This is a genomic window from Streptomyces sp. NPDC003720 (genome assembly GCF_042875075.1).
GTDB lineage: Bacteria > Actinomycetota > Actinomycetes > Streptomycetales > Streptomycetaceae > Streptomyces.
This window is the reverse complement of the sequence record NZ_JBIANZ010000009.1, coordinates 195,072-221,571: the sequence shown is the minus strand read 5'-3', so window position 1 is coordinate 221,571 and position 26,500 is coordinate 195,072. Positions and strand designations below refer to the sequence as shown.

The following is a 26,500-nucleotide window of genomic DNA, read 5'->3' as shown; positions in this document are numbered from 1 at the left end:
GATGCGTCATCGCGGGGCGCCGTCTGCCGGCCGGCGCGTCAGGAGCGCCGCCGGTGACCTCAGGCCTTGCGGGCCCGGGTCGTCTTCTTCGCCGGTGCGGTCTTCGCCGGCGACGCCTTCTTGGCGGTGGCCTTCGCGGTGGCCGTGTTGTTGGCCTTGGCCGTCACCGTCTTCTTCGCCGTCGACCGGGCGGCGGCGGTCCGCTTGGCCGCCGTGCCGCGCGGCGCCTTCACCGGTGCCGCGTCGCTGACGCGGTCGGCGCCGAGGACCTCGCGCAGGAACTTGCCGGTGTGGCTCGCCGGAACCCCGGCGACCTCCTCGGGGGTGCCCTCGGCGACCACGAGGCCGCCGCCGGCGCCGCCCTCCGGGCCCATGTCGACGAGCCAGTCGGCGGTCTTGATCACATCGAGGTTGTGCTCGATGACGATGACCGTGTTGCCCTTGTCGACCAGGCCGGACAGGACCTTCAGCAGCTTGCTGATGTCCTCGAAGTGCAGACCGGTGGTCGGCTCGTCCAGGACGTAGACCGTGCGGCCGGTGGAGCGCTTCTGGAGCTCGCTGGCGAGCTTGACGCGCTGCGCCTCACCGCCGGACAGGGTGGTCGCGGACTGGCCGAGCCGGACGTAGCCGAGGCCGACGTCCTTCAGCGTGCGCAGGTGCCGGGAGATGGACGGAACCGCCTCGAAGAAGTCGGTCGCCTCCTCGATCGGCATGTTCAGCACCTCGGCGATGGACTTGCCCTTGTAGTGGACCTCCAGGGTCTCCCGGTTGTACCGGGCGCCGTGGCAGACCTCGCACGGGACGTAGACGTCCGGGAGGAAGTTCATCTCGATCTTGATCGTGCCGTCGCCCGCGCAGTTCTCGCAGCGGCCGCCCTTGACGTTGAAGGAGAAGCGGCCGGGCAGGTAGCCGCGGACCTTCGCCTCGGTGGTCTCGGCGAACAGCTTGCGGATGTGGTCGAAGACGCCGGTGTAGGTCGCCGGGTTGGACCGCGGGGTGCGGCCGATGGGCGACTGGTCGACGTGCACGACCTTGTCGACCAGGTCGTCGCCGTCCACGCGCGTGTGCCGTCCGGGGACGTTGCGCGCGCCGTTCAGCTCGCGCGCCAGGTGCGTGTACAGGATGTCGTTGACCAGCGTCGACTTGCCGGAGCCGGACACGCCCGTCACGGCCGTGAAGACGCCCAGCGGGAAGGACACGTCGATGTCCTGGAGGTTGTTCTCCCGCGCGCCGTGCACGGTCAGCTGCCGGGACGGGTCGCGGGGGCGCCGCACGTCGGGCAGCGGGATCGCCTTGCGGCCCGACAGGTACTGGCCGGTCTCGGACTCGGTGTTGGCGAGCAGTTCCTTCAGGGAACCGCTGTGCACGACCTTGCCGCCGTGCTCGCCGGCGCCGGGGCCGATGTCCACGATCCAGTCGGCGACCTTGATGGTGTCCTCGTCGTGCTCGACGACGATGAGCGTGTTGCCCATGTCGCGCAGCCGGACCAGGGTCTCGATCAGCCGGTGGTTGTCCCGCTGGTGCAGGCCGATGGACGGCTCGTCCAGCACGTACAGGACGCCGACCAGACCGGAGCCGATCTGGGTGGCGAGACGGATGCGCTGGGCCTCGCCGCCGGAGAGGGTGCCGGCCGCGCGGTTGAGCGAGAGGTAGTCCAGGCCGACGTCGACCAGGAACTTCAGCCGCTCGTTGACCTCCTTCAGGACCCGCTCGGCGATCTTCTTGTCACGGGCGGTCAGCTTCAGCTCGCCCAGGAAGTCCGCGCAGTCGCTGATCGACATCGCGGAGACCTCGGCGATGGACTTCCCCATGACCGTGACGGCCAGGACGATCGGCTTCAGGCGGGTGCCCTCGCAGGTGGGGCAGGGCACTTCGCGCATGTAGCCCTCGAAGCGCTCGCGGCTGGCGTCGCTCTCCGCCTCGCTGTGCCGGCGCTTGACGAAGGGCACCGCGCCCTCGAAGGGGGTGGTGTACACCCGCTCGCGGCCGTACCGGTTGCGGTAGCGGACCTCGATCTGGGTCTTGTGGCCGTACAGCAGGGCCTTCCGCGCCCGCTGGGGCAGGCCTGCGAAGGGGATGTCGGTGCGGAAGCCGAGGGCGTCCGCGAGGGCCCCGATCAGACGGCCGAAGTAGTCCTTGGTGTGGCCGTGCGACCAGGGGTGGATGGCGCCCTCGTCGAGGGACTTGTCCTCGTCCGGGACGATCAGCTCGGGGTCGACCTCCATGCGCGTGCCGATGCCGGTGCACTCGGGGCAGGCGCCGAAGGGCGAGTTGAAGGAGAAGGAGCGCGGCTCCAGCTCCTCGAAGGACAGGTCGTCGTACGGGCAGTACAGGTGCTCCGAGTACATGCGCTCGCGCTCGGGGTCGTCCTCGGGGAGGTCGACGAAGTCGAGCACGACCATGCCGCCGGACAGGCCGAGCGCGGTCTCGACGGAGTCGGTGAGGCGGCGCTTGGCGGAGTCCTTGACCGTGAGGCGGTCGACGACCACCTCGATGGTGTGCTTCTCCTGCTTCTTCAGCGTGGGCGGCTCGGAGAGCTGGATCGTCTCGCCGTCCACACGCGCGCGGGAGTAGCCCTTGGTCTGCAGGTCGGAGAAGAGGTCGACGAACTCGCCCTTGCGCTCGCGCACCAGCGGCGACAGCACCTGGAAGCGGCTGCCCTCCGGCAGCTCCAGGACCTTGTCGACGATGGCCTGCGGCGACTGCCGCGAGATGGGCCGGCCGCACTCGGGACAGTGCGGCTTGCCGATGCGCGCGAAGAGCAGACGCAGGTAGTCGTAGACCTCGGTGATGGTGCCGACCGTCGAGCGCGGGTTGCGCGAGGTCGACTTCTGGTCGATGGAGACGGCCGGGGACAGACCCTCGATGAAGTCCACGTCCGGCTTGTCCATCTGGCCGAGGAACTGCCGGGCGTACGAGGAGAGCGACTCCACGTAGCGCCGCTGCCCCTCGGCGAAGATCGTGTCGAAGGCCAGCGAGGACTTGCCCGACCCCGACAGGCCCGTGAAGACGATGAGCGAGTCGCGCGGGAGGTCGAGCGAGACGTTCTTCAGGTTGTGCTCGCGCGCTCCACGGACGATGAGACGGTCGGCCACGCCGGGTCCGCACCTTTCTTGAGAGAAGTGACAGGGGCCGGGGCCCCCGGTGCTTCTTTCGAGACTAGGGGGAGCCACTGACAGCGCCGGTCGGATTCCGGGATGCATAACAATCGCGGGCCCTGTTACATGCCCGGCGCCGTCTTCGACGATATAGCACGTGCTTTCGATTAAGGGGCGAGCTTCACCACCTTCACCCGAAGGGGTGGCGAGGCTAGGGTCAGGGCCATGATTGATCACGTTCATGACCTGGCATGTGTGCAGGACGCGACCGAGCGGCTCCTCACCGCTGTCGCCAAGCTGGACAACGCGTCGACGGCCGAGCCGTCACGGCTGCCCGGCTGGACGCGCGGCCACGTCCTCGCCCACCTCGCCCGCAACGCGGACGCCCTCGTGAACGTCCTCGAGGGCCGGCCCATGTACGTCAGCGCCGAGGCCCGGGACGCCGACATCGAGCGGGACGCCCCGCGGCCGCCGGCCGCCCAGCTCGCCGATGTGCGCGAGAGCGCCGCCCGTTTCCAGCGGGCGGGAGCGGTGCCGGCGGACTGGGCGCGGACGGTGGAGCTGCGCAACGGCGTCACCGACTCCGCGGCCCGACTGCCGTTCCGGCGGTGGGCCGAGGTCGACCTGCACCACGTGGACCTGGGGATCGGCTACGAGCTGGAGGACCTTCCGGCGGAGTTCACGGAGCGCGAGACCGGCTTCCTGGCGGACCGCTTCGCCGGGCACCCCGAGATTCCGGCGACACGGATCACGGACGGTACGCGCGCGTGGCGCACCGGGCGCGAGGCGGACGTGGCCGAGGTCACGGTGAGCGGAGCGCCGGCGGACCTGCTGGGCTGGCTCGCCGGACGCCGCGACGGGTCCGCGCTGGAGGTGACGGGCGGCACGCTGCCGAAGCTGCCTCCGCTGTAGCGCGACACGGTCCTCCGGGCGCCGCCCCGCTATAGGCTGATCACCATGACGTACAGCGGAGAGGTCAGGGTCGGCGGACCCGCGGACGTGCACGAGCTGAAAGACCTGATGATCACCAAGGTCGCGGTCGGCCCGATGGACAACAACGCCTATCTGCTGCGCTGTCGGGCCACCGACGAGCAGCTGCTGATCGACGCCGCCAACGACGCGGGAGCGCTGCTGGGCACCATCGGTGACGACGGCATCGCGTCCGTCGTCACCACCCACCGGCACGGCGACCACTGGCAGGCGCTCGCCGAGGTCGTCGCCGCCACGGGCGCGCGCACGTACGCCGGCCGGGAGGACGCGCCCGGCATCCCGGTGCCCACCGACGTCCTCGTCGACGACGGCGACGTCATCCGGGTCGGCCACGTGGAACTCACCGCCCGCCACCTCGTCGGACACACCCCGGGCTCCATCGCCCTGGTCTACGACGACCCGCACGGCCATCCGCACGTCTTCACCGGCGACTGCCTGTTCCCCGGCGGTGTGGGCAACACCCACAAGGATCCCGAGGCGTTCGCCAGCCTGATCCGCGACGTCGAGACGAAGATCTTCGACGTGCTGCCGGACGAGACCTGGGTCTACCCCGGACACGGCAACGACACCACGCTCGGCACGGAACGGCCGCACCTGCCGGAGTGGCACGCGCGCGGGTGGTAGCCGCGAGGGCACGACGCACGCCGGGCGCACGCCCTTGAGGCACGCCCGGCGTGCACTCCATGGCACGCGCCCCGTGTGAACTCTTCACACGCTCCGGGTGCTCGTGCGCGCTCCCCGGGCCACGTGACACGCGGTCAACTGGTAGCAGCGCCGCACAGGACGACGGCTCCTGGGCGGTAGGGGCCGCCGGTCTCCAACCCCGCCCTCGACCGGCGGCCCGGGCAGCGGCAACGTCCGGCGTCGGCACGCCGCGTGCCCGGCGGCCGCCCCTGGACGAGACGCGCGGTGGACTACGCGTCGGCCCGAGCCGCCCCCGCCAGCGCGGCGACCCGCTCCACGCCGAACACGTAACCCTGCACCCCGCAGCCCGCGATCACGCCGTCGGCGCGCAACGAGACGTAGCTGTGGTGCCGGAACGACTCGCGCTGGTGGATGTTGGAGATGTGCACCTCCAGCACCGGCATGCCGTCACAGGTGTTGAGCGCGTCCAGGATCGCCACCGAAGTGTGCGAGTAGGCACCGGGGTTGATGACGATGCCGCAGTGGTTCAGCCGCGCCTCGTGGATCCAGTCGACCAGTTCGCCCTCGTGGTTGGACTGGCGGAAGTCCACCGTCCCGCCGTGCGCGGCCGCGGCCTTGGCGCACATCGCCTCCACGTCGGCGAGCGTGTCCCTGCCGTAGATCTCGGGCTGACGCTGACCGAGGAGGTTCAGGTTGGGCCCGTTGAGGATCATGATCGGGGCGTTGGCCAGGGTGCGGGGCACGGTTCCTCCGGTCCGTTCGGGGCGGCGCGTTCACCACCGCTGCTCGGACCCGGTCTATCACGGTGGGACGGGCGGCCGAGGGGTGGGCGAGGAGTGGCCGGAGGACGGGCGAGGAGTGGCCGGGGGCCGGCGAGACGCGGGCGACGGACCGATGAGGCGTGGGCGAGGGCGGCGTACGCCGGTGGTCCGGCTCACGCCCCGGTCTTGGATCAGCTCCGCGCGCCCCCGTAACCCAAGATCACCGCGGGTGGTTGACGCGACATGCAGCCCGTACGCCCTGTGAGGGCGCCTTCCATGCCGCGGCTGGCGGCCGCCTCGCTCGCCGGGACCGCGATCGAGTTCTACGACTTCTTCGTCTACGGCACGGCGGCGGCCCTGGTGCTGGGGCCGCTGTTCTTCCCGTCGTTCTCCCCGCTGGCCGCGACGCTCGCGGCGTTCGGGACGTTCGGGGTGGGCTTCGTGGCGCGGCCGCTCGGCTCGGTGCTGTTCGGACACCTGGGCGACCGGCGCGGACGGCGGCCGGTACTGGTCGCCTCGCTGCTGCTGACCGGCGCCTCGACGGTGGCGGTCGGTTGTGTGCCGACGTACGAGACGATCGGAGCGGCCGCCCCCGTGCTGCTGCTCCTGCTGCGCTTCCTGCAGGGGCTGGGGCTCGGCGGGGAGTGGGGCGGGGCGGTGCTGCTGACCGCCGAGCACGCGCCGCCGGGACGGCGTGCCCTGTGGTCGAGCTTCCCCCAGGTGGGGCCCGCGGTGGGCTTCGTGCTCGCCAACGGCGTGATGCTCGCGCTGTCGGCCGCCCTGCCGGACGACCAGTTCGCCCAGTGGGGCTGGCGGGTGCCGTTCTGGGCGGCCGGGGTGCCGGCCCTGGCCGGGCTGTGGCTGCGCGCCTCGCTCACCGAGAGTCCCCGCTTCCTGGAGATCGACGATCACGCGCGCGTACCGCTCGTGGAGGTGGTACGGCGCCACGGGCGGCTGGTGCTGCTGACGGCCGGGGCGCTGGCCGCCGGGTACGCGGTGTTCTACGCGGTGACGACCTGGTCGCTGGCGTACGCCACCGGACGGCTCGGGGTGAGCCGGACCGTCATGTTGACCTGCGTCATGGCCGCCGTGGCGGTGAAGGGGGCGCTGACGCCCCTCATGGCGCTGCTCGGCGACCGCTACGGCCGGCGACCGCTGTGCCTGGCGGGCTGCGCGGGCTGCGCGCTGTGGATGCTGCCGATGGTCGCGCTGCTCGCGACCGGTGAACCGCTGCTGATGTTCCTCGGCATCCTGGGCGCGCTGATCGCCTTCATCACCATGTTCGCGGTGATCGCCGCGTACCTGCCCGAGCTGTACGAGGCGCGGGTGCGCTGCACCGGCGCCGCGGTCGGCTACAACCTCGGCGGCGTCCTGGGCGGCGCCCTCACCCCGATCGTGGCGACGGCCCTGGCGGACCGAGGCGGTCGCGTCCCGTGGGGGGTGGGCGCCTATCTGACCGGGATCGCCCTGGTGAGCCTGGTCTGCTTCGCCCTGCTGCCGGAGACCCGGCCCGCGCCCGCACCCGCGCCCGCCATGGACCCGGCCGCCGGCTGACCGGCCCCGGGCCGGCGCCGTCCCCCGACGCGCCTAGGGGTTGATCGCCAGTTCCAGATAGGCCGCGAACAGCACCAGGTGCACACCGCCCTGCAGAGGGGTGGCCCGGCCGGGAACCACCGTCAGGGAGCTGACCACCACGGTCAGCGCCAGCAGCAGCATGTGGGTCGCGCCGAGGCCGAGGACGAGCGGGCCGGACAGCCAGATGGAGGCCAGGGCGACCGCGGGGATGGTCAGGCCGATGCTGGCCATCGCCGAGCCGAGCGCCAGGTTGAGGCTGGTCTGCACCCGGTCCCGGCGGGCCGCGCGCAGCGCCGCGATGGTCTCGGGCAGCAGTACGAGCAGGGCGATGATCACACCGACGACCGCCTGGTGCAGGCCGGCCGCCTCCACCCCGGACTCGATGGTCGGGGACACCCCCTTGGCCAGACCGACCACCCCGACCAGCGCGAGGCCGAGCAGGCTGAGGCTGATCCATGCCGTGCGCGCGGACGGGGGCACCGCGTGGTCGTCCCCCGTGATCACATCGCCCTGCCGGCTGACCGGCAGGAAGTAGTCACGGTGCCGCAGGGTCTGCGTGGCCACGAACAGTCCGTACAGGATCAGCGAGGACAACGCGGCGAAGGTGAGCTGGACGGTGGAGAACTCGGGGCCGGGCTTGCTGGTGGTGAAGGTCGGCAGCACCAGGCTGAGCGTGGCGAGGGTCGCCACGGTGGCCAGGGCGGCGCCGGTGCCCTCGGGATTGAAGACCGCGGTGCCGTGCCGCAGGGAGGCCACGAGAAGACTGAGTCCGACGATGCCGTTGCAGGTGATCATCACGGCGGCGAAGACGGTGTCCCGGGCCAGGGAGGCGCTCTTGTCGCCGCCGTCGACCATGAGGGTGACGATCAGGGCCACTTCGATGATCGTGACGGCGATGGCCAGCACCAGCGAGCCGAAGGGCTCGCCCACCCGGTGTGCGACCACCTCGGCGTGGTGCACGGCGGCGAGGACGGACCCGGCGAGGACCAGGGTGACCAGCGCGACGAGCGGGCCGGGGAGGGCGCGACCCCAGGTGAGGACGAGCAGGACGACCGCGAGTACCGGCACGAGGAACGTCCACTGGGTGGTGAGCGGTCTGAGCCGAGCGATCATGCTGCGATCGTGGCAGACACGTACAGGATTCGCATTCCGTTCTTTCCGGATCCCTTGTCATCCTTCCTGCACGGGGCGCCGGTCACGGTGCGGCCGGCGCCTCGCGGGTTCGGTGTCGGTTGTCGCGCCGGTCCCGGTCAGGCGTCTATGCGCTCGGCCGGTTCGCCGCTCCGGGGGTCCGCCACTTCGGCCGCCGCCTGCTTGCGCGAGGCGATCAGGCTGGTGACGGTGGTGATGGCCAGGACGGCACAGATCACGCCGAGCGACACCGGGATGCTGATCTCGGGGACGTGGACCCCGGACTCGTGCAGGGCGTGCAGCACCAGTTTGACGCCGATGAAGCCCAGGATGATCGACAGGCCGTACGACAGGTGGACCAGCTTCCTCAGCAGGCCGCCTATGAGGAAGTACAGCTGACGCAGTCCCATCAGGGCGAAGGCGTTGGCGGTGAAGACGATGTACGGGTCCTGGGTCAGGCCGAAGATCGCGGGGATCGAGTCCAGCGCGAAGAGCACGTCCGTGGTGCCGATGGCCAGCATCACGACCAGCATCGGGGTCATGACCCGCTTGCCGTTCTGCTGGATCCACAGCTTGGTGCCGTGGTACCGGTCCGCCACGCCGAACCTTCGCTCGGCGGCCTTCAGCAGCTTATTCTCCTCGAACTCCTCTTCCTCCTCGTCGGCCCGGGCGTCCTGGACGAGTTTCCAGGCGGTCCAGATCAGGAAGGCGCCGAAGAGGTAGAACACCCAGGAGAAGCTGGCGATGATCGCGGCGCCGGCGGCTATGAACACGGCACGCAGCACCAGGGCTATGAGGACACCGACGAGCAGCACGCGCTGCTGGTACCGCGAGGGCACCGCGAACTTCGCCATGATCAGGACGAAGACGAAGAGGTTGTCGACGCTCAGCGACTTCTCGGTGATGAAGCCGGCGAAGAACTCGCCGGACGGCCCGCCGCCGCCGAACAGGAGGAGGCCGAGGCCGAAGAGCCCGGCGAGGGCGATCCAGACGACCGTCCAGATGCCCGCCTCCTTGATCGACACGTCATGAGGCTTGCGCCCGATGAAGAAGTCGACCGCGATGAGGACGGCGAGGCCAACGATGGTGAGGACCCACAGGGTCGGGGAGACTTGCACTGCACCTCCGGCATAGGTCATGGCAAACACATCTGCGTTGTCATTGCCGGAGGTCTCTTCCACCCGCGTGGGCCGGCGCCCCGGGATCCGTAACGGTCCGTACTGACGGGTGCGCCGCAATCAGGGAGTACTCCCCTCCGCACGGAAAACAGTACCTCAATCACCAAGGAAAGGTAAAGTGATTGGTAAAGGGAATCCCAAAGTGGCTGGCCAGGAGCACTTTACTTACGCTTGGTGCGGGCTGTGGCCACCTCGGTGAGCACCTGCTGAAGGACACCGCTGCCGGACGGCACGAGCGAGGGCTCGTACGTCCACGCGTGGCCGACCCAGGGGTCGGCGAGGTGGTCGTCGGGGACGGGGGTGAGTCGCATGAGCGAACGCCACAGCGGATCGAGCAACGGCCCGTAGGCGGCGGCGTCCTCACGGTCCGCGACCATCAGAAGGTGGACGCCGACGGCCGGCCCCTCGTCGGCGAGGTAGCGCAACTGGGTCACCGCCCGGTCGTCGAAGCCGTGCGGGAAGTCGTTGACGAGCAGCAGCTGCTGGGCGGGGTCGAAGTCGGGCGGCAGTGACTCGGCCGCCCCGCCGCGGAGCGCCATCTGGACCAGGTCGACCCGCCGGGTGAGCCGTCCCAGGACGTCGGCCACGCCCGCCGCGCCGGCCAGGGACGGCAGGGCGACGACTCCCGTCCGGGTCAGTGGCAGGAGCGCCTGCGCCCCCGTACCGGCCGGGTCCAGGACCTGAACGGTGAACTCCCCCACCGGATGGACGGCGAGCAGCCGGACGGCGAGCGCCACCGCGGCGTCCATGGCGAGCCGGCGGGTCTCCGCGGAGTCCAGGAAGACGTCGTCGGCTCCCGGCGCCGGGCCGCTGTCGATCCACAGGCCGCGTTCGAGCGGGAGCCTGACCAGCAGCGGTATGGACAGCGGGGCGCTCTCCGGCAGGTGCAGGTCGCCGAGCCGCATGGCCATCGGCGGTTCGGCCGGCACCCGGTATCCGTGCCAGACGGGGTTGTCCCAGCGGGCACAGGCCGGGGGAAGTGCGGGCTCGACCACCTCGGACTCGGCGGCGAGCTGCGCGACGTCGCGGTCGAGCGCGGCCTGGGCCTGGTCGACCAGCTGGGTGTGCCGTGCCTGGGCCGCCTCCCGCGCCGCGTCGCCCGCCGCGCCGAGCCGGGCGCGGGGGTCGGCGAGGGCCTGGTCGAGTTCCTTCTCCAGGCGGGAGTCTGCGAAGTCGACGGCGCTGCGGTACGCGGCCGTGGTGCGGGCCAGGTCCTCGAACATGCCCCAGACCTGGTTGTACAGCCGTTCGTCCATCGACCAGCCCACGGCGTCGCCCGCGACGGGCCGCGGCGGCTGCCCGTCGGAGGCGGCGTGGGACGCGGCCGGCGACCGGGCGGGCGGCGGGGTGGCGCCGGGACGGCGGCCGGGGTGGGTGTAGTCGATCGGGCCACCGGGAGCCCGCCCACCGGCCGGGTCGCGGCTGGCGTCCGCCCCGACCCGCCGGGGCTCCGGGGAATCGGGGACGGCCGGGATGCCCGGCGTGGACGGCGTGGGCGGTGCCGGTACGGCCCGTGCCAGGCCACGGGCGACCGCCTCCTCGACGTCCGCGGCGAGTTCGGCGGCCGAGGGCAGGCCCTGGTCGGCGAGCAGGGCGGTGAGGCCGCCGGCGTAGCCCTGGCCCACCGCGCGCACCTTCCAGGCGCCCTGCCGCCGGTACAGCTCCAGAGCGACCACGGCCGACTCGGCGTCCAGACCGGTCAGGACGAAGCGGGCGATCTCGGCGCCGTCGAGACCGGTGACCGCCGCCGTCGGTGCGGCCAGCGAGCCGAACCGGAGCGGGCCCCCCGGCCGCTCCGGCAGGGCGAGCAGCACCGTGACGCGGTGCACCGCCTCCGGCAGCGCGGCCAGGTCGACGGCCAGGCGGTGATCGGCGGCCGCCTGCGGGGACACCTCGATGCCGGGCAGGGTGGGAGCGCCGGGATGGGCCACCCACTCGGCGCCGTGCACGGTGCCGTGCTCGTCGCCGAGCGCGGCACCCGCCAGGACCGGCGATCCGGCCGAGATGCGGATCTCCAGCCGGACCTGGGGCAGCGGGTGGTTCTGTCCCCGCACCAGTTCGGCCGTCATCGCCGTCCCCCCTGTGTCGTGATGTCGTGCGCGCCGCTTCCGGCGGCGGTCCTACAGGTGCGGCTGGATCGCCGGCATGAGGTCCTGGAACGTACGGCCCTTGGCCGGCTCGCCCAGGGCGGTCATCGTCCAGCCCGAGCCCGACCGGTGCACCTTCGCCATGATCTGGGCGGTGTACTCGCCGCCGCCCGCCAGCGTGTAGCGGGCGAGTTCCTGGCCGGTGGTCTCGTCGACGAGGCGGCAGAACGCGTTCTGCACCTCCTGGAAGGTCTGGCCCGTGAAGGAGTTCACGGTGAAGACGATCTGGTCGACGTGGACCGGGACGCGCTGCAGGTCGACGAGGATCGCCTCGTCGTCGCCGCCCTGGCCCGCACCGCCGACGAGGTTGTCACCGGTGTGCCGCACGGAGCCGTCGTCGCTCACGAGGTGCCGGAAGAAGACGACGTCGACCGGCTGCCGGTCCGCGAACAGCACCGCTGAGGCGTCGAGGTCGATCTCCCGCGTACGCGAGCCGAAGAGGCCGCGGCGGGGAGCCGCCTGCCAGCCGAGACCCATGCGGACCGCGCTCAGACTGGCCCCGTCCTTCTTCTCCAGGCTGATGGCCTGACCCTTGGACAAGTTGACGGTCACGGCTGATTCCCCTCTCGTGTTCCCCGGTTGCCGCGCACTGCGCGGTTGCCAGAACCCTACGCAGGGGCACTGACAGTGCCGAACCCCGGACCGCGCTTTGTGTCGGTGTTGCAACACTTGGCGCATATGCCGAGGTCCGGCACCACAGGAGCGTCACAGGGCGGGCCCTGAAGGGTCCTCAGGCGATGCCCGCCTCACGCATCTGCCGCAGCTCCTTCTTCATCTCGGACACCTCGTCGCGCAGCCGGGCGGCGATCTCGAACTGCAGCTCGGCGGCCGCCGCGCGCATGCGCTCGGTCATCTCCTCGATCTGCCCGGCGAGTTCGGCAGCCGGGCGGTCCGTCGGCACGCCGGCCGCCGCCTTGCCCTTGGCGGACTTCGCGGCCTTGCCCGCCTTCGCGCCCTTGGCCGCCTTGTCTCCGAGCGCGGGGACGGGAGCCTTGGCCCCCTTGCCGTCCTTCAGCTTGCGGTAGCCGGAGCCGAGCAGCTGCTCGGTGTCGACCTCCTCGCGGGCGATCTGGGCGACGATGTCGTTGATCTTCTTGCGCAGCGGCTGCGGGTCGACGCCGTTGGCCTTGTTGTAGGCGACCTGCTTCTCCCGGCGCCGGTTGGTCTCGTCGATGGCCTTCTCCATCGCCGGCGTGATCTTGTCCGCGTACATGTGGACCTGGCCGGAGACGTTGCGCGCCGCGCGGCCGATGGTCTGGATCAGGGACGTACCGGAGCGCAGGAAGCCCTCCTTGTCGGCGTCGAGGATCGCCACGAGGGACACCTCGGGCAGGTCGAGGCCCTCGCGCAGCAGGTTGATGCCGACCAGGACGTCGAACTCGCCGGAACGCAGCTCGCGCAGCAGCTCGACACGCCGCAGGGTGTCGACGTCGCTGTGCAGGTAGCGCACCTGGATGCCGAGCTCCAGGAAGTAGTCGGTGAGGTCCTCGGCCATCTTCTTGGTGAGCGTGGTGACCAGGACGCGCTCGTCCTTCTCGGTGCGCTTGCGGATCTCGTGCACCAGGTCGTCGATCTGCCCCTCGGTGGGCTTGACCACGACCTCCGGGTCGACCAGACCCGTCGGACGGATGATCTGCTCCACGACCCCGTCCCCGCGGGACAGCTCGTAGGCGCCCGGGGTCGCCGACAGGTAGACGGTCTGCCCGATGCGCTCCTGGAACTCCTCCCACTTCAGCGGCCGGTTGTCCAGGGCCGAGGGCAGCCGGAAACCGTGGTCGACCAGGGTGCGCTTGCGGGAGGCGTCGCCCTCGTACATGGCGCCGATCTGGGGCACCGTCACGTGCGACTCGTCGATGACGAGCAGGAAGTCGTCCGGGAAGTAGTCCAGCAGCGTGTTGGGCGGCGAGCCGGGCAGGCGGCCGTCGAAGTGCATCGAGTAGTTCTCCACGCCGGAGCAGGTGCCGATCTGGCGGAGCATCTCGATGTCGTACGTGGTGCGCATGCGCAGGCGCTGCGCCTCCAGGAGCTTGCCCTGCTTCTCCAGCTCGGCCAGGCGCTCCCCGAGCTCCTTCTCGATGTCGTTGACCGCACGCTCCATGCGCTCGGGTCCGGCGACGTAGTGGGAGGCGGGGAAGACGTACAGCTGCTGGTCGTCGCTGATGATCTCGCCGGTGAGCGGATGGAGCGTGGACAGGGCCTCGATCTCGTCGCCGAACATCTCGATGCGGACGGCCAGCTCCTCGTAGACCGGGAAGATCTCGATGGTGTCGCCGCGGACGCGGAAGGTGCCCCGGGCGAAGGCCATGTCGTTGCGGGTGTACTGGATGTCGACGAAGCGCCGGAGCAGGTCGTCGCGGTCGATCTCGTCGCCGACCCTGAGGGGGACCATCCGGTCCACGTACTCCTGCGGGGTGCCGAGACCGTAGATGCAGGACACGGAGGCGACCACGACGACGTCGCGGCGGGTGAGCAGCGAGTTCGTCGCCGAGTGGCGCAGCCGCTCCACCTCCTCGTTGATCGAGGAGTCCTTCTCGATGTAGGTGTCCGACTGCGGGACGTAGGCCTCGGGCTGGTAGTAGTCGTAGTACGAGACGAAGTACTCGACGGCGTTGTTCGGCAGGAGCTCGCGGAACTCGTTGGCCAGCTGCGCGGCCAGCGTCTTGTTCGGCGCCATCACGAGGGTGGGGCGCTGGAGCTTCTCGATCATCCACGCGGTGGTGGCGGACTTGCCGGTGCCGGTCGCGCCGAGCAGGACGACGTCCTTCTCACCGGCCTCGATGCGCTTGGCCAGGTCGGCGATGGCCGCCGGCTGGTCACCGCTGGGCTGGTAGGGGCTGACGACCTCGATGGGCGCCACCGTGCGTTCGATGTGGGAAACGGGCCGCATGCCATCAACCGTACGACCCCCCACTGACAACGGGTCCCGGTCAGCGTTTCTGCGGGGTCCCGGAGGCGTGCTGGCGCGGGTGACCGACGGACCGGCGGCCGGGGCGGAGCTGTGCGTGCCGGGCCGGGTGGGAGGCGACGGCGGCGGCCGGGACGCCCGGCCTGTCCTCGACCGGGGCCTGGGCCGGCCGGCCCATGACCATCAGCGGGTCGAACATCATGACGGCGCCGGCGAGGAGCAGGAAGGCGAGCGGGCCGATCAGCATCGGCACGAGTACCGAGGCCGGCGGCCCGCCCGCGGCGGTCGCGGAGGCGCTGTGCAGGTGGACGTTCAGAGCGGCCATGCCGGTGTAGTGCATGCCGGTGACGGCGAGCCCCATCACCAGACTCGCGCCGACGCTCCACAGCACGCCCCGGACGCGTCCGGCGGCCCACAGGGCGGCCGTGGCGGCCACCACCGCGATGACGACGGACGCGGCCACCGTGACGGTGCTGTAGGCGAACCGTCCGTCGAAGCGCATGCTCGCCATGCCCAGGTAGTGCATCGAGGCGACGCCCAGACCGGTGATCGTGCCGCCGGTGAACAGGGCGGCGCCGGTGGCTCCCCGGTAGCCGACGATGAACAGCCCGACGCCCACCATCACGATGGCGAGGCCGAGGCTCGCGTAGGTGATGGGCTGGTCGTAGTGGATGGGCGCCCCCTCGATGCGGAAGCCCATCATCGCGACGAAGTGCATCGTCCAGATGCCGGAGCCGATCGCGGCCGAGCCGAGGGCGAGCCAGGCGGGCCGCCGGGAGTGCGTGACCAGCAGGGCGCGGGTGGTGCAGCGCAGGCCGAGGGCGCCGCCGAGGCAGGCCATGACATAGGCCACCAGCGGGGTGACGACCCCGTAGCTGAATCCGTCGACCGTGCCCTGCATGCGCGGCAGCCCTTCCGTCCTGTTGCGTCCCGGAATATCCGAACTGCGCCCCCGTACCGGGCCGCGCGGGCGGCCAGGGTTGACGCAGAGAGTATGACCCGCACCGGAATGGTCGAACGATTTTCCGGCAAAGAAACACGCCCTTGCCCCACATGTGCCGCACCGGTGTGCGGAATCGGCCGCCCCCGTTCACCGTGTGACCCTCCCGCGCCCGGGTGCCGTTGACTCTCTGCTGCCACTCTGGTGCTGTCGGTATTCGTTCGACGGGAGGAGTCCGCCCATGCACGCGCGCGCAGTCGCCGCCACGGCCACCGCGATCCTGGGGGCGGCGGTGCTGCTGACCCCCACGTCCGACGCCCGGGCGGGCGAGGCCCGCGGGCCGGTGGTGATCGCCCACCGCGGCGCCTCGGCCTACGCCCCGGAGAACACCCTGGCCTCCATCGACAAGGCGGCCCGGCTGGGCTTCTCCTGGGTCGAGAACGACGTCCAGCGCACCAAGGACGGCCAGCTGGTCGTGATCCACGACGACAGTCTGCGGCGCACCACGAACGCGGAGAGGGTCTTCCCCGGCCGGGCTCCCTGGAAGGTGAAGGACTTCACCGCCGCGGAGATCGCCCGGCTGGACGCGGGCAGCTGGTTCTCCGCCTCGTATGCCGGCACGCGCGTGCCGACCCTGAAGCAGTACATGCGCCGGGTGGAGCACAACCACGAGAAGCTGCTCCTGGAGATCAAGAACCCGGAGCTGTACCCGGGGATCGAGGGGCAGACCCTGAAGCTGCTCGGCAACGAGGGCTGGCTGGACCGGGCGCATCTGGGCCGGCTCGTCGTGCAGAGCTTCAGCGCGGACAGCGTGCGCACCGTGCACGAGCTGAAGCCGGCGCTCACCACCGCCTACCTCGGCAGGCCGTCCGTTGCCCAGCTGCAGCGGTACGCACGCTTCACCAATCTGATCAATCCCTCGTACGGGTCGATCACCGGGACCTACGTGACCGCCCTGCGCGCCTTCGACGGACCGCACGGCAGACCGCTCGGGCTGTGCGCCTGGACGGTGGACGACGCCGCCACCGCCCGGAAGGTCGCGCGCTACGGCGTCGACGGCATCATCACCAACAAGCCGGACGTGGTCCGGGCGGCCCTGGACGCGGACTGACCGGGAGCCGTCGCGGGCGGTGGGGCGTTGTCAGTGCCGGGTCGTACGGTGACCGCATGGAGAGTCATGGGCAGGACGGGCAGCGGGTCGTGTGGGCCGTCGTGGACACCGGCATCGGCCCGCTGATGCTGGCGGCGACCCGTGAGGGTCTGGTCAACGTCGTCTTCCACGCCTCGGACCGAGTGCGCGAGCGGGCCCTGGAACGGCTGACCGCCCGGATGGGCGCCGAGCCGGTCGAGGACCCGCGGTCGCCGCTGCTGCACGAGGCGATACGGCAGCTCGAGGCGTACTTCGCCGGCCGGCGGCACGACTTCGACCTGCCCCTGGACTGGTCGCTGATCTCCGGCTTCAACCGGCAGGTGCTGCGCGAACTGGCCGGCTCGGTGCCGTACGGCACGGTGGTCGGCTACGGGGATCTGGCGGGGCGGGTCGGGCAACCCGGCGGTGCGCAGGCGGTGGGCGCCGCGATGGGCGCCAACCCCCTTCCGGTCGTCGTGCCGTGCCACCGGGTGGTGGAGAGCGGCGGGGGCATCGGCGGCTTCGGAGGCGGGCTGGAGACCAAGCGGAAGCTGCTCGCGCTGGAGGGCGTGCTGCCCGAGCCGCTGTTCTGACGGGGCCGGGCGGGCTATCCGTAGTGCCGGACCTCGATGACGTTGCCGTCGGGGTCCCGGAAGTAGAAGCTGCGCGTGGCCTCTCCGCGGGCGCCGAAGGAGCCGTACCCGATGTCGGTCAGGGGGACGTCCCGCTCGTCCAGACGGGCGCGCAGGGCGTCGAATCCGGCGGACGGCAGGGACAGGCAGACGTGGTTCACGGGGTGGCCGGCGCTGTCGGCGGCGCCGGGAAGCATGTTCATGCGCTCGGCGAGGGTCCGCGGCGCGAGGTCGAGGATCGTCTCCTCGTTGACGCGTACCGAGGGAAACGACACCTTTCCGTCGGTGTACTCGGCGAGCCTCAGGGGCTGGAGGCCGACGGCGTTCTCGTAGAAGGCCGCGGCCGCCGCGGGGTCGGCGACCCACAGGACGACATGGTCGAGACGCGTGGTGTGGTCGGTCATGCGGCCCAGGCTGGTGGTGTCCCCCACAGACCGCAAGCGTTTATTCGGGTCCGGCGCCCGCCAGGGATGAGAGAGGACCGACGGACAGGAGGCGGGCACGTGGTGCTGGTGGTGTCGGAAGAGGTCCGGGACGCGCTCGACGCCCGGCGGCCGGTGGTGGCCCTGGAGTCGACGATCATCGCGCACGGGCTGCCGCGTCCGCGCAATCTGGCGGTGGCGCTGGAACTGGAGGATGTGGTGCGGCAGGCGGGCGCCGTTCCCGCGACCGTCGCCCTGCTGGACGGACGGCCCCGTGTCGGCCTGGACAAGGGGCAGTTGGAGCGGGTCGCGAACGAGGACGGCATCCGCAAGCTGGGCCATCGCGACCTGCCCCTGGCCGTGGCGGCGGGGGCGAGCGGGGCGACCACGGTGTCGGCCACGGCGCAGCTCGCGGCGCTGGCGGGCGTCCGGGTGTTCGCCACGGGCGGTCTCGGTGGTGTGCACCGGCAGTGGACGGTGACGCAGGACGAGTCGGCTGACCTGGGTCTGCTGGCGCGGACCCGGATCACCGTGGTGTGCGCGGGGGTGAAGTCGATCCTGGACGTGCCGGCGACGCTGCAGCGGCTGGAGACTCTGGGCGTGGCCGTCGCCGGGTACCGCACCGGCCGGTTCCCCGGCTTCTACCTGTCCGACTCCGGGCATCCGGTCGACTGGACGCTGGACGGCCCGGAGGAGGTCGCGCGGGTCATGCGGGCGCAGGACGCGCTCCACGGGCCGGATTCCGCGCTGATCGTCGCCAATCCCGTCCCGGAGGACGAGCAGCTCGATCCCGGGCTGCACGCGCGCGTGCTCGCCGACGCGCTGCGCGCCTGCGAGGAGGAGGGGGTCACCGGGCAGGGGGTCACGCCTTTCCTGCTGGACTATCTGGTCCGGCACACGGACGGGGCCTCGCTGAGCGCCAACCTGGCGGCGGTGCGCGGCAACGTCCGGCTGGCGACGCGGATCGCCACCGCGTGGGCCAGGGGGTGAACTCCGGCGGGAGCGGAGCGCTGCTGGTCGTCGGGGACGTCGTCACCGACGTCGTCGCCCGGCACCGGGGGCCGCTCGCGGCCGGCACGGACACGGCCGCCGCGATCCGGGCCCTGCCGGGTGGCGCGGGCGCCAACGTGGCCTGCTGGGCGGCGCACGCGGGCTGCGCGGAGGTGCGGCTGCTGGGCCGGGTGGGCGCGGACGCCGCCCGGTGGCACGAGCGGGAGCTGGTGGCGGCGGGGGTGCGGCCCCGGCTGGTGATCGACGCGGAGGCCCCGACGGGGACGGTGATCTGCCTCGTCGACAACGGCGCCTCGGCCGAGCGCACGTTCCTCACGGACAGCGGGGCGTCGCTGCGGCTCGAACCCGCCGACTGGTCCGACGCGCTGCTCGAGGGCGTGGCCCGGCTGCACCTGTCGGGCTATCTGCTGTTCTCCGAGCGGAGCCGGGCGCTGGCCGGGGTGGCTCTCGCCGCGGCCCGCGCGCGGGGCGTGCCGGTCAGTCTGGACCCGGCGTCGGCGGGCTTCCTCGTGCGTTTCGGAGTGGACCGCTTCCTGGCCTTCGCGGAGGGCGTCGACGTGCTCCTGCCCAGCCGCGACGAGGCGTGTCTGCTGACAGGACTGCCCGAACCGGGCGACGCGGCGGCCAAGTTGAGCCGGCTGGTCCCGCTGGTGGCCGCCAAGGCGGGTGTGGACGGTGCGGTGGTGGCGCGTGCCGGGGCCGTGGTGGCCCGGGTTCCCGCCGTGCCGGCCGATCCGGTGGACACGACGGGCGCGGGCGACGCCTTCACCGGCGCGTTCCTGGCCGCCCTGCTGGCGGGCGCGGCTCCCGAGGAGGCGGCGGCGAGCGGCTGCGGGGCGGGCGCGCTGGCGGTGCGGCGGGTGGGCGGCAGACCACCGCGGCGGGACACCGGCGTGCCGTCCACACCTGGCTGACCAGGGCCTTCCGCTCGGTCCGCACCGGGGCGCCCGGCGCCGCGCCTCCTCGGTGTCGGCGCGGTGGCCGCACACCGTGGGACGGCCTAGGTCGTGTTCGCAAAGTCGCGTCGTTCGCCCGCAGGGCGGGCGTCGCGGCGTCCGGTGCGTGCTCTGGGGGTCCCCCCGGCCGAAGGCTGGGGGAGTGCCGGCCGGATGCCCTCGTACTGGGTGTACTCGGGCTTTCGGCCGGTGCGGCGAGAGTGCGTGCCGGGCGTCGTGACGCAGACGCGACTTTGCGGACACGGCCTAGCCCTTGCGTCCCCAGGCGGAGATCATCGGCGCGGTGGCCAGGTCCATCCCGCCGGTCCGCACGTTGGCCAGGTGACGGTCGATCTCCTCGTCGGTGGCGAGGCCCGCGGCGACCAGCCGGCCCCTGATCTGACGGACCGTCGCGGATTCCAGGGCGGTGCAGGCCGGCGAGGTCATGGGGAAGTAGGCGTCGGCCTCGACGTCGTGCAGTCCGGCCTCACGGAGCAGACGCGGCAGCTTGCGGCCGTACGACAGGTCGGCGCCGCGCTCGGCGAGCAGGCTGCGGAAGCCGTTGCGCAGCCGGTTGGCGAGCCGCTGCTCCGGGCCCTGCTCATCGGGGCAGAGCAGCGGCTGGAGGGCCGGGTCGGCGTCCTCGATCAGCAGGTGTCCCCCGGGCCGCAGCGCCTCGATCATGGACCGCAGGGCTCTTTCCCGGTCCGGGACGTGGACCAGCACCAGCCGGGCGTGCACCAGGTCGAAGCCGGCACCCGGCGGCTCCTCGCCGCCCACGTCGTGGACGCGCACCTCGACCGGGGGCCGGGCAGCGGCGGCGAGCCGGGTGGTGTCGATGTCGGTGGCGACGACCTCGCCGGTGGGGCCGACACGCTCGGCGAGCCATGACACCACGGAGGTGCCGCCGGCGCCGACCTCCCAGCACCGCGAGCCGGGACCGACGCCGAGGGCTTCGAGGTGCCGGAACGTCGCGGGGTCGAAGAGGGAGGCGAAGGCGTGGAAGCGCTCCTCCGCTTCGTCCTGCTGGTTGTCCAGGAGATATCCGTCGGATGATGTCATGCCGCGAGCATCGCACTCGGCGGGCCGGCCTGCGGGAACGGGCACTGTCCACAGGCGGGAACAAAGCGGAAGTCACCGTTCCCACAGGCCCGCACGGACTTTTCGCGTGACTGGCACACTTGCCGGGCAGGACGCGAGAACGTTGTGCGAGGAGATCCACGCGAGGAGATCCAGATGTCCATGGCAGGGAATCTGCGGAAGGTCACCGGACTGGGCAGGGCCGGCGGGCTGCGCAAGGTGGCGCGGCTGGCCCGACGGCGGCCGCGCGTGGACCTGAGCCATCCCGCCCGGTCACCGCTCGGTTCGTCGGTGGTGAACTGCGTGACCTATCAGGACGGGGTGCGGGTTCCCGGGTGCTCCGACCTGGTGGACGCCGTGGCCAAGGTGCGCAAGAGCGGCGAGGGATTCGTCTGGCTCGGGCTGCACGAGCCGACGGACAGTGAGTTCACGGACGTCGCCCGGCTCTTCGACCTGCATCCGCTGGCGGTGGAGGACGCCGTGGAGGCCCACCAGCGTCCGAAGCTGGAGCGGTACGCGGAGACCCTGTTCACCGTGTTCAAGACCGTCTGCTACGTGGAGCACGAGCAGCTGACGGCGACGAGCGAGGTGGTCGGCACCGGCGAGATCATGGTGTTCGTCGGCGAGGACTTCGTCATCACGGTACGGCACGGCCGACACGGGTCGCTGGGGCCGCTGCGCGAGGAGCTGGAGGCGGATCCGGCGCAGCTCGCCAAGGGCCCGGCGGCGGTGCTGCACGCGATCGCCGACCATGTCGTCGACGAGTATCTGAACGTCACGGACGCGGTGCAGGCCGACATCGAGCAGGTGGAGACGGACGTGTTCTCGGAGGGCGGCGCGCGGGCCGACCCGGGGCGCATCTACCAGCTCAAGCGTGAGCTGCTGGAGCTGAAGCGCGCGGTGGTGCCGCTCGGACGTCCGGTGGAGGATCTGGCCACCCGGCCGATACGCGCGGTCCCCCCGGAGATACAGGCGTACTTCAGGGACGTGTCCGACCACCTGATGCGGGCCAAGGAGCAGATAGCCGCGTTCGACGAACTGCTCAACTCGATCCTGCAGGCGCACCTCGCGCAGGTGACGGTCGCGCAGAACGAGGACATGCGGAAGATCACGGCGTGGGCGGCCGTGGTCGCCGTGCCGACGATGGTGTGCGGCGTCTACGGCATGAACTTCGACCACATGCCGGAGCTTCGCTGGCGGTTCGGATATCCGCTGGTCATGGGTGTGATGGCACTGGCCTGCCTCGTGCTGTACCGGGGTTTCAGGCGCAACGGCTGGCTGTGACCGTACCGGCGGAGAGGCCGCGGCCTCTCGTGGAGCAGGCGCCGGGCCGGCCCGTTCAGCCGTTCCAGGCGGGGTGGCGGGGGTCGTCGGCGCGCACGAGGACGTCGGCGGCGGCGTCGGGTGCGGTCTCGGCCGCGTAGCGCTCGAACGCGGGGAGGGTCCAGTGGTCGGGCTCCGGGGTGCGGCGGCGCAGGGCGCCCGGAGAGAGGAGGACGTGGACGGTCAGGTCGAACGGGAACCAGTGGCGCAGCAGGAGGGGGCCGTGCATCAGCAGGATTCCGCCGGGCGGGAGTTGGACGTACGGGCTGCGGGTGGCGCGGTCGGTGACCGGGTCCCACAGGTCGGGCAGGACGCGGCCGCTTCCACCGGGGTCGAGCGGGCCGAACACCTCACGCCACAGGGCGCCGGTGTCGAACCAGCCGCCGTAGTACGACTCGGCGTCCCGGCGGCCGTGCTCCAGCCGGAGGGACGCGGGGCGCAGGAAGTCCTCCGCGCCGACGACGAGCGAGGGCCGCCCCCGTACGCGCAGCGCCTGGGCGACGCGCTCGGCCAGGTCGCCCGGGTGGGCGGCCGGTGCTCCGTCGAAGCCGGCTCGCGGCCAGGCGCCGCCGTCGGCCGGTTCCAGCTCGAGGAGCCGGTCGGCCAGCCGCTCGGCGAGCCGGTCCCAGGTGATCGCTTCGAGTCGCACAGGCCCATGATGCCGGGTGCGGCCCCGGAGGGCGGGAGAGGGCGGGCGGCACGGGGAAGGAACCACCCATGGCGGTATCTCCAATTCCTCTGTATCCGGGTGGGCTTGTCGTGGTCCAGCCCCAGCGGCGCAAACACTGCGCGGGGTGCAGGCGTGGTCCGCTGCCGCTGCTCGTGCTGGAGGACGGCGTGCCGCGCTGTCTGGACTGCGCCGACCTCGGGCACCTGGTCTTCCTGCCGCGCGGTGACACGGCGCTGACCCGCAGGGCGCGGGAGGAGAGCGCGCTGTGGGCGGTGGTGGTGCGGTTCGACCGGCGCCGGGGCCGTTACGACCGGCGGGGCCTGCTCGTGGAGGAGCCGGCGCTCGCCCGGGCCGAGGCGCGCTGCCTGGCGGACGCGGAGGCACGACGCCGGCGGCGGGCCCGGGACGCCCGGCGCCGGGCGGTGGAGGACGAGCGGTTCACGGCGGCGTTCGCGGCGGAGATCGTTCGCCTGTTCCCGGGGTGCCCGGCCGATCGGGCTCGGGCGATCGCGGCACACGCGTCGGCGCGGGGCAGCGGCAGGGTGGGGCGGAGCGCGGCCGGGCGGGCGCTGACGGAGGGGGCGGTGACCTCGGCGGTCGTGGCCGCCGTACGGCATGTGGACACGCCGTACGACCAGCTCCTCATGAGCGGAGTGCCGAGGTACGAGGCGCGCCGGCGGATCGCGCCGGCCCTGGCCGGTGTGCTGCGGGAATGGGCGGGGGCCGCCGACGCCGGCTGAGGTTCCCGGTTCCGGCTTCCGCCCGCGCCGGGGGCCGGGAGGAAACGGCCGGCTCCCCGTCGAGACGGGCTCCGAGAAAGCGCTGTCGGCCACTCTGCGGGGGTGGGGAGGGGGACGTATCGTGGCCGGAAGGGTGCCGCCCGATGACGCACGGCCCGTCGTACACCGAGTACCCCGGGTACCCGTACGCGAGGAACACGACCATGGCCGATCCCAAGGGGTTCATGACCACACCGCGGCAGGAGTGGCCGCGGCGGCCCATCGAGGAACGGGTCCGGGACTGGGACGAGGTCTATGTCCCCGGAGCGCTGCTGCCCATCATCAGCAAGCAGGCCGACCGCTGTATGGACTGCGGCGTTCCGTTCTGCCACCAGGCCTGTCCGCTGGGCAACCTCATCCCCGAGTGGAACGACCTGGTCTCCCGGGAGGACTGGCGGGCGGCGAGCGACCGGCTGCACGCGACGAACAACTTCCCGGAGTTCACCGGGCGGCTGTGCCCGGCGCCCTGCGAGGCGGGGTGCGTGCTCGCGATCAACCAGCCGGCGGTCACCATCAAGAACGTCGAGTGCGCGATCGCCGATCGGGCCTGGGAGGACGGATTCACCCCGCCGCGGCCCCCGGAACGGCTGTCGGGCAGGACCGTCGCCGTGATCGGGTCGGGGCCGACGGGGCTCGCCGCGGCGCAGCAGCTGACCCGGGCCGGTCATACCGTCGCGGTGTACGAGAAGGACGACCGGCTCGGGGGGCTCATGCGCTACGGCATTCCCGAGTTCAAGATGGAGAAGCGGCATCTGGAGCGGCGGCTGGAGCAGATGCGGGCCGAGGGGACGAAGTTCCGTACGTCGACGGCGGTCGGGCGGGACGTCCCGGCGGACGAGCTGCGCACGCGGTACGACGCGGTGGTGCTCGCCACGGGTGCGACGGCATGGCGGGAACTTCCGGTGCCGGGGCGGGAGTTGCGTGGGATACACCAGGCGATGGAGTACCTGCCGCTGGCCAACCGGGTGTGCGCGGGGGACCTGGAGGCGTCGCCGCTGTCCGCGGCCGGGAAGCACGTGGTGATCGTGGGCGGCGGGGACACCGGCGCCGACTGTCTGGGTACGGCGGTACGTGAGGGCGCGGCGTCCGTGAGCCAGCTGGACATCTACGCGCAGCCCGGCGCCGAGCGGGACGAGGACACCGAGCCGTGGCCGACGTATCCGAAGATCTACCGGCTGTCCGCCGCGCACGAGGAGGCGGGGGAGCTGCGGACGGCTCCGGCGGCGGACGCGGACGCCCGGCTGTTCGCGGCGTCCACGCTCCGCTTCACCGGTGACGACAGCGGGCACGTCCGGTCGCTGCACCTGGTCGAGGTCGACGAGCGGCGGCAGCCGGTGCCGGGCACCGGGCGCACCCTGCCCGTGGACCTCGTCCTGCTCGCCCTCGGCTTCTCCGGGCCGGACCGGGAGGACGGGCTCGTCGGGCAGCTGGGACTGGCCATGCAGCCGCGCGGCACGATCGCCCGGGACGAGGGTTTCGCCACCAACGTCCCCGGTGTCTTCGCCGCCGGGGACGCGGCGCGCGGTCAGTCGCTCATCGTGTGGGCGATAGCGGAGGGGCGGGCGGTGGCGGCGGCCGTCGACCACTACCTGACGGGCGGCTCCCGCCTCCCGGCGCCGATATCGGCGCACGACCGGCCGATGACCGCCTAGCCCCATCGCCGGTCGCCGGCCGGCCCACGACCGACGCCCCGTGAACCGACCGGCGACCGGCGGGCCTATCGCCTGCGTGCCACCGCCCCGTACCCCGGAATCATCCCGTCGTCCTGACCGGGCACCGGTTCGCCCAGTTCGGGGTGCCACTTGTGCACGACCTCGACGCCCGGCTCCAGCAGGTCGAGGCCGTCGAAGAAGCGGGCGAACTCCTCGCGGGAGCGCAGGGCCAGGGTGACTCCGGCCGCCTTGAGCTTCTCCGTGGCCCTGTCATACGGCGATCCGTGAGCGTCTGACGCGTCGGACAATCAAGTCGAGCTCACCATGAACAAGTTGGTTAAAAGGCAATCATCAGTCGTTCAGGAGAGCAGGAAGTCGGCCACCCCCGCCTTGGCGCCCTCGATGAAGGCGGTCATCTCGTCCGAGGTGTAGATCAGCGCGGGCCCGTCCGGGTCGGTCGACTGGCGTACGGCGATCCGGCCGTCGGCGAGCTTCATCGCCTCCAGGCAGTTCCCCCCGTTGCCGCCGCTCCAGGGCTTGTGCCACCCCTCGCTGCCCAACTCCCCCGCGGGCATGCCGTTGTAGACGCGACTGCGCGGCGTGATGCGATCCATTCACAGCTCCTTGCGGAGATCCCGGAGGATCTCCTTCGTGCGTTGTGCAGTGGCGGCCTGCGCCGCCATGCGGTCCATGACCTCCAGGTGGGTCGCCACCTCGGAGCGCGCGTCCAGGTAGACCGCGCCGGTCAGGTACTCGCTGTAGACCATGTCCGGAAGTTCGGGCACGGCGAACCGGAAGAGCACGAAGGGCCCGTACGTCCCCGGATGCGGCCCGTTGGCGAACGGGGCGACCTGGAGCGTGACGTTGGGCAGCTTCGTGGCCTCGAGCAACTTGTCGATCTGCGCGCGCATGACCTCGGGACCGCCGACCGGGCGGCGCAGGGCGGTCTCGTCCATCACCGCCCAGAAACGGGGCGCGTCGGGGCGGGTGAGCAGGTTCTGGCGCCGCATGCGCAGCGCGACGTGGCGCTCGATGTCGTCGGGGCTGGTCTGGCCGATGGCGCCCGACTTCAGCACACCGCGCGCGTAGTCCTCGGTCTGCAGCAGGCCCGGGACGAAGTGCGGCTCGTAGGAGCGGATGAGGCCGGCCGCGCCCTCGAGGCTGACGTACATCGAGAACCAGCCCGGCAGGATGTCGTGGAACCGCTGCCACCACCCCGGCCGGTTGGCCTCCTCGGCGAGCTGGACGAAGAGTTCGGCCTCGTCGTCGGGGACTCCGTAGGCCTTCAGCAGCAGTTGCAGGTACGGGATCTTGAGGGCGACCTCGGCCATCTCCATCCGGCGGATGGTGGCGGGGGCGACACGCAGGACGCGGGCGGCTTCCTCGCGTTTCAGCCCGGCGCGTTCCCGCAGGTCCAGCAGGCGCCTGCCGAGGACCACCTGGCCCACGGTCGGCGCGGACCGCGGTTCGCTCACGCTCCACCTCCGGCACGATCCG

At 71.8% G+C, this 26,500-nt stretch carries 24 protein-coding genes; 10 read left to right on the top strand and 14 right to left on the bottom strand.

Annotated elements, in window-relative coordinates:
* Positions 1-59: 59 nt before the first annotated feature.
* The gene (gene uvrA / locus ACFYU0_RS25350; RefSeq protein WP_351672874.1) at positions 60-3,095 is read right to left on the bottom strand and encodes an excinuclease ABC subunit UvrA; all 3,036 of its coding nucleotides are present in this window, start codon (positions 3,093-3,095) and stop codon (positions 60-62) included.
* 228 nt (positions 3,096-3,323) lie between these two features.
* Here uvrA and ACFYU0_RS25345 point away from each other — a divergent pair, with 228 nt between their 5' ends.
* The gene (locus ACFYU0_RS25345) at positions 3,324-4,010 is read left to right on the top strand and encodes a maleylpyruvate isomerase family mycothiol-dependent enzyme (protein ID WP_389304333.1); all 687 of its coding nucleotides are present in this window, start codon (positions 3,324-3,326) and stop codon (positions 4,008-4,010) included.
* A gap of 45 nt (positions 4,011-4,055) precedes the next feature.
* Entirely contained in the window at positions 4,056-4,712 is a 657-nt protein-coding gene (locus tag ACFYU0_RS25340) for an MBL fold metallo-hydrolase (RefSeq protein ID WP_351672878.1), read from the top strand.
* A gap of 290 nt (positions 4,713-5,002) precedes the next feature.
* On the opposite strand, the gene aroQ is transcribed toward ACFYU0_RS25340, so the two are convergent.
* Entirely contained in the window at positions 5,003-5,476 is a 474-nt protein-coding gene (gene aroQ, locus ACFYU0_RS25335) for a type II 3-dehydroquinate dehydratase (protein WP_351672880.1), read from the bottom strand.
* A 294-nt stretch (positions 5,477-5,770) separates the two neighbouring features.
* Between aroQ and ACFYU0_RS25330 the strand changes: the two genes are divergently transcribed.
* Positions 5,771-7,048, top strand: coding sequence for an MFS transporter (locus ACFYU0_RS25330; RefSeq protein ID WP_351672882.1), 1,278 nt, complete (start codon positions 5,771-5,773; stop codon positions 7,046-7,048).
* Between the two features lie 33 nt (positions 7,049-7,081).
* On the opposite strand, the gene ACFYU0_RS25325 is transcribed toward ACFYU0_RS25330, so the two are convergent.
* From ACFYU0_RS25325 to ACFYU0_RS25300, 6 genes are all read right to left on the bottom strand, one after another.
* Positions 7,082-8,182: an ionic transporter y4hA gene (locus ACFYU0_RS25325; protein WP_351672884.1), complete on the bottom strand. Its 1,101-nt coding sequence runs from the start codon at positions 8,180-8,182 to the stop codon at positions 7,082-7,084.
* Positions 8,183-8,319: 137 nt separating this feature from the next.
* Positions 8,320-9,318 (bottom strand): TerC/Alx family metal homeostasis membrane protein, encoded by a 999-nt coding sequence (locus ACFYU0_RS25320; RefSeq protein WP_389304330.1) that lies wholly within the window; start codon positions 9,316-9,318, stop codon positions 8,320-8,322.
* A 221-nt stretch (positions 9,319-9,539) separates the two neighbouring features.
* The gene (locus tag ACFYU0_RS25315; RefSeq protein ID WP_389304328.1) at positions 9,540-11,447 is read right to left on the bottom strand and encodes a TerD family protein; all 1,908 of its coding nucleotides are present in this window, start codon (positions 11,445-11,447) and stop codon (positions 9,540-9,542) included.
* Positions 11,448-11,498: 51 nt separating this feature from the next.
* Positions 11,499-12,077 carry a TerD family protein gene (locus ACFYU0_RS25310; RefSeq protein ID WP_351672890.1) on the bottom strand — a complete coding sequence of 193 codons (579 nt, stop codon included), beginning with the start codon at positions 12,075-12,077 and terminating at the stop codon, positions 11,499-11,501.
* A 178-nt stretch (positions 12,078-12,255) separates the two neighbouring features.
* On the bottom strand, positions 12,256-14,412 hold the full coding sequence (gene uvrB, locus ACFYU0_RS25305; protein WP_351672892.1) for an excinuclease ABC subunit UvrB: 2,157 nt from the start codon (positions 14,410-14,412) through the stop codon (positions 12,256-12,258).
* Between the two features lie 40 nt (positions 14,413-14,452).
* Positions 14,453-15,331, bottom strand: a complete 879-nt coding sequence (locus ACFYU0_RS25300) for an MHYT domain-containing protein (RefSeq protein WP_389304325.1) — start codon at positions 15,329-15,331, stop codon at positions 14,453-14,455.
* Positions 15,332-15,611: 280 nt separating this feature from the next.
* Between ACFYU0_RS25300 and ACFYU0_RS25295 the strand changes: the two genes are divergently transcribed.
* Positions 15,612-16,481 carry a glycerophosphodiester phosphodiesterase gene (locus tag ACFYU0_RS25295; RefSeq protein WP_389304323.1) on the top strand — a complete coding sequence of 290 codons (870 nt, stop codon included), beginning with the start codon at positions 15,612-15,614 and terminating at the stop codon, positions 16,479-16,481.
* Between the two features lie 56 nt (positions 16,482-16,537).
* A complete protein-coding gene (locus ACFYU0_RS25290) occupies positions 16,538-17,092 on the top strand; it encodes a methylated-DNA--[protein]-cysteine S-methyltransferase (protein WP_389304321.1) in 555 nt (184 codons plus the stop codon).
* Between the two features lie 14 nt (positions 17,093-17,106).
* Here the strand turns inward: ACFYU0_RS25290 and ACFYU0_RS25285 are convergent, their stop codons facing one another.
* On the bottom strand, positions 17,107-17,535 hold the full coding sequence (locus ACFYU0_RS25285; protein ID WP_389304320.1) for a VOC family protein: 429 nt from the start codon (positions 17,533-17,535) through the stop codon (positions 17,107-17,109).
* Positions 17,536-17,634: 99 nt separating this feature from the next.
* On the opposite strand from ACFYU0_RS25285, the gene ACFYU0_RS25280 reads away from it, so the two are divergent.
* Both ACFYU0_RS25280 and ACFYU0_RS25275 read left to right on the top strand, forming a co-directional pair.
* Complete coding sequence (locus tag ACFYU0_RS25280) at positions 17,635-18,543, top strand: pseudouridine-5'-phosphate glycosidase (RefSeq protein WP_389304318.1); 909 nt, start codon at positions 17,635-17,637, stop codon at positions 18,541-18,543.
* Positions 18,528-19,478 (top strand): PfkB family carbohydrate kinase, encoded by a 951-nt coding sequence (locus ACFYU0_RS25275; RefSeq protein WP_351672904.1) that lies wholly within the window; start codon positions 18,528-18,530, stop codon positions 19,476-19,478. Before ACFYU0_RS25280 ends, ACFYU0_RS25275 begins: the two co-directional genes overlap by 16 nt.
* A gap of 288 nt (positions 19,479-19,766) precedes the next feature.
* Here the strand turns inward: ACFYU0_RS25275 and ACFYU0_RS25270 are convergent, their stop codons facing one another.
* On the bottom strand, positions 19,767-20,561 hold the full coding sequence (locus tag ACFYU0_RS25270) for a methyltransferase domain-containing protein (RefSeq protein ID WP_389304316.1): 795 nt from the start codon (positions 20,559-20,561) through the stop codon (positions 19,767-19,769).
* 174 nt (positions 20,562-20,735) lie between these two features.
* Between ACFYU0_RS25270 and ACFYU0_RS25265 the strand changes: the two genes are divergently transcribed.
* Positions 20,736-21,863 (top strand): magnesium and cobalt transport protein CorA, encoded by a 1,128-nt coding sequence (locus tag ACFYU0_RS25265; RefSeq protein WP_351672451.1) that lies wholly within the window; start codon positions 20,736-20,738, stop codon positions 21,861-21,863.
* A 55-nt stretch (positions 21,864-21,918) separates the two neighbouring features.
* On the opposite strand, the gene ACFYU0_RS25260 is transcribed toward ACFYU0_RS25265, so the two are convergent.
* Positions 21,919-22,551: a uridine kinase gene (locus tag ACFYU0_RS25260; protein ID WP_389304314.1), complete on the bottom strand. Its 633-nt coding sequence runs from the start codon at positions 22,549-22,551 to the stop codon at positions 21,919-21,921.
* A 68-nt stretch (positions 22,552-22,619) separates the two neighbouring features.
* On the opposite strand from ACFYU0_RS25260, the gene ACFYU0_RS25255 reads away from it, so the two are divergent.
* Both ACFYU0_RS25255 and ACFYU0_RS25250 read left to right on the top strand, forming a co-directional pair.
* A complete protein-coding gene (locus ACFYU0_RS25255) occupies positions 22,620-23,312 on the top strand; it encodes a DUF2293 domain-containing protein (protein WP_351672447.1) in 693 nt (230 codons plus the stop codon).
* Positions 23,313-23,515: 203 nt separating this feature from the next.
* Complete coding sequence (locus tag ACFYU0_RS25250) at positions 23,516-25,003, top strand: glutamate synthase subunit beta (protein ID WP_351672461.1); 1,488 nt, start codon at positions 23,516-23,518, stop codon at positions 25,001-25,003.
* 65 nt (positions 25,004-25,068) lie between these two features.
* Here the strand turns inward: ACFYU0_RS25250 and ACFYU0_RS25245 are convergent, their stop codons facing one another.
* From ACFYU0_RS25245 to ACFYU0_RS25235, 3 genes are read right to left on the bottom strand one after another with little or no spacing between them, the layout of a single operon-like run.
* Entirely contained in the window at positions 25,069-25,311 is a 243-nt protein-coding gene (locus ACFYU0_RS25245) for an SAM-dependent methyltransferase (RefSeq protein ID WP_389304312.1), read from the bottom strand.
* 51 nt (positions 25,312-25,362) lie between these two features.
* Positions 25,363-25,617 carry a DUF397 domain-containing protein gene (locus ACFYU0_RS25240; protein ID WP_351672445.1) on the bottom strand — a complete coding sequence of 85 codons (255 nt, stop codon included), beginning with the start codon at positions 25,615-25,617 and terminating at the stop codon, positions 25,363-25,365.
* A complete protein-coding gene (locus ACFYU0_RS25235; protein WP_351672443.1) occupies positions 25,618-26,478 on the bottom strand; it encodes a helix-turn-helix transcriptional regulator in 861 nt (286 codons plus the stop codon).
* Positions 26,479-26,500 lie beyond the last annotated feature (22 nt).

What these genes read in the sequence shown, in the direction of transcription:
- ACFYU0_RS25345 (WP_389304333.1), top strand. Translation starts at nt 3,324, where the DNA reads ATGATTGATCACGTTCATGACCTGGCATGTGTGCAGGACGCGACCGAG.
- ACFYU0_RS25340 (WP_351672878.1), top strand. Translation starts at nt 4,056, where the DNA reads ATGACGTACAGCGGAGAGGTCAGGGTCGGCGGACCCGCGGACGTGCAC.
- ACFYU0_RS25330 (WP_351672882.1), top strand. Translation starts at nt 5,771, where the DNA reads ATGCCGCGGCTGGCGGCCGCCTCGCTCGCCGGGACCGCGATCGAGTTC.
- ACFYU0_RS25325 (WP_351672884.1), bottom strand. Translation starts at nt 8,182, where the DNA reads ATGATCGCTCGGCTCAGACCGCTCACCACCCAGTGGACGTTCCTCGTG.
- ACFYU0_RS25315 (WP_389304328.1), bottom strand. Translation starts at nt 11,447, where the DNA reads ATGACGGCCGAACTGGTGCGGGGACAGAACCACCCGCTGCCCCAGGTC.
- uvrB (WP_351672892.1), bottom strand. Translation starts at nt 14,412, where the DNA reads ATGCGGCCCGTTTCCCACATCGAACGCACGGTGGCGCCCATCGAGGTC.
- ACFYU0_RS25300 (WP_389304325.1), bottom strand. Translation starts at nt 15,331, where the DNA reads ATGCAGGGCACGGTCGACGGATTCAGCTACGGGGTCGTCACCCCGCTG.
- ACFYU0_RS25295 (WP_389304323.1), top strand. Translation starts at nt 15,612, where the DNA reads ATGCACGCGCGCGCAGTCGCCGCCACGGCCACCGCGATCCTGGGGGCG.
- ACFYU0_RS25290 (WP_389304321.1), top strand. Translation starts at nt 16,538, where the DNA reads ATGGAGAGTCATGGGCAGGACGGGCAGCGGGTCGTGTGGGCCGTCGTG.
- ACFYU0_RS25285 (WP_389304320.1), bottom strand. Translation starts at nt 17,535, where the DNA reads ATGACCGACCACACCACGCGTCTCGACCATGTCGTCCTGTGGGTCGCC.
- ACFYU0_RS25270 (WP_389304316.1), bottom strand. Translation starts at nt 20,561, where the DNA reads ATGACATCATCCGACGGATATCTCCTGGACAACCAGCAGGACGAAGCG.
- ACFYU0_RS25265 (WP_351672451.1), top strand. Translation starts at nt 20,736, where the DNA reads ATGTCCATGGCAGGGAATCTGCGGAAGGTCACCGGACTGGGCAGGGCC.
- ACFYU0_RS25255 (WP_351672447.1), top strand. Translation starts at nt 22,620, where the DNA reads ATGGCGGTATCTCCAATTCCTCTGTATCCGGGTGGGCTTGTCGTGGTC.
- ACFYU0_RS25250 (WP_351672461.1), top strand. Translation starts at nt 23,516, where the DNA reads ATGGCCGATCCCAAGGGGTTCATGACCACACCGCGGCAGGAGTGGCCG.
- ACFYU0_RS25240 (WP_351672445.1), bottom strand. Translation starts at nt 25,617, where the DNA reads ATGGATCGCATCACGCCGCGCAGTCGCGTCTACAACGGCATGCCCGCG.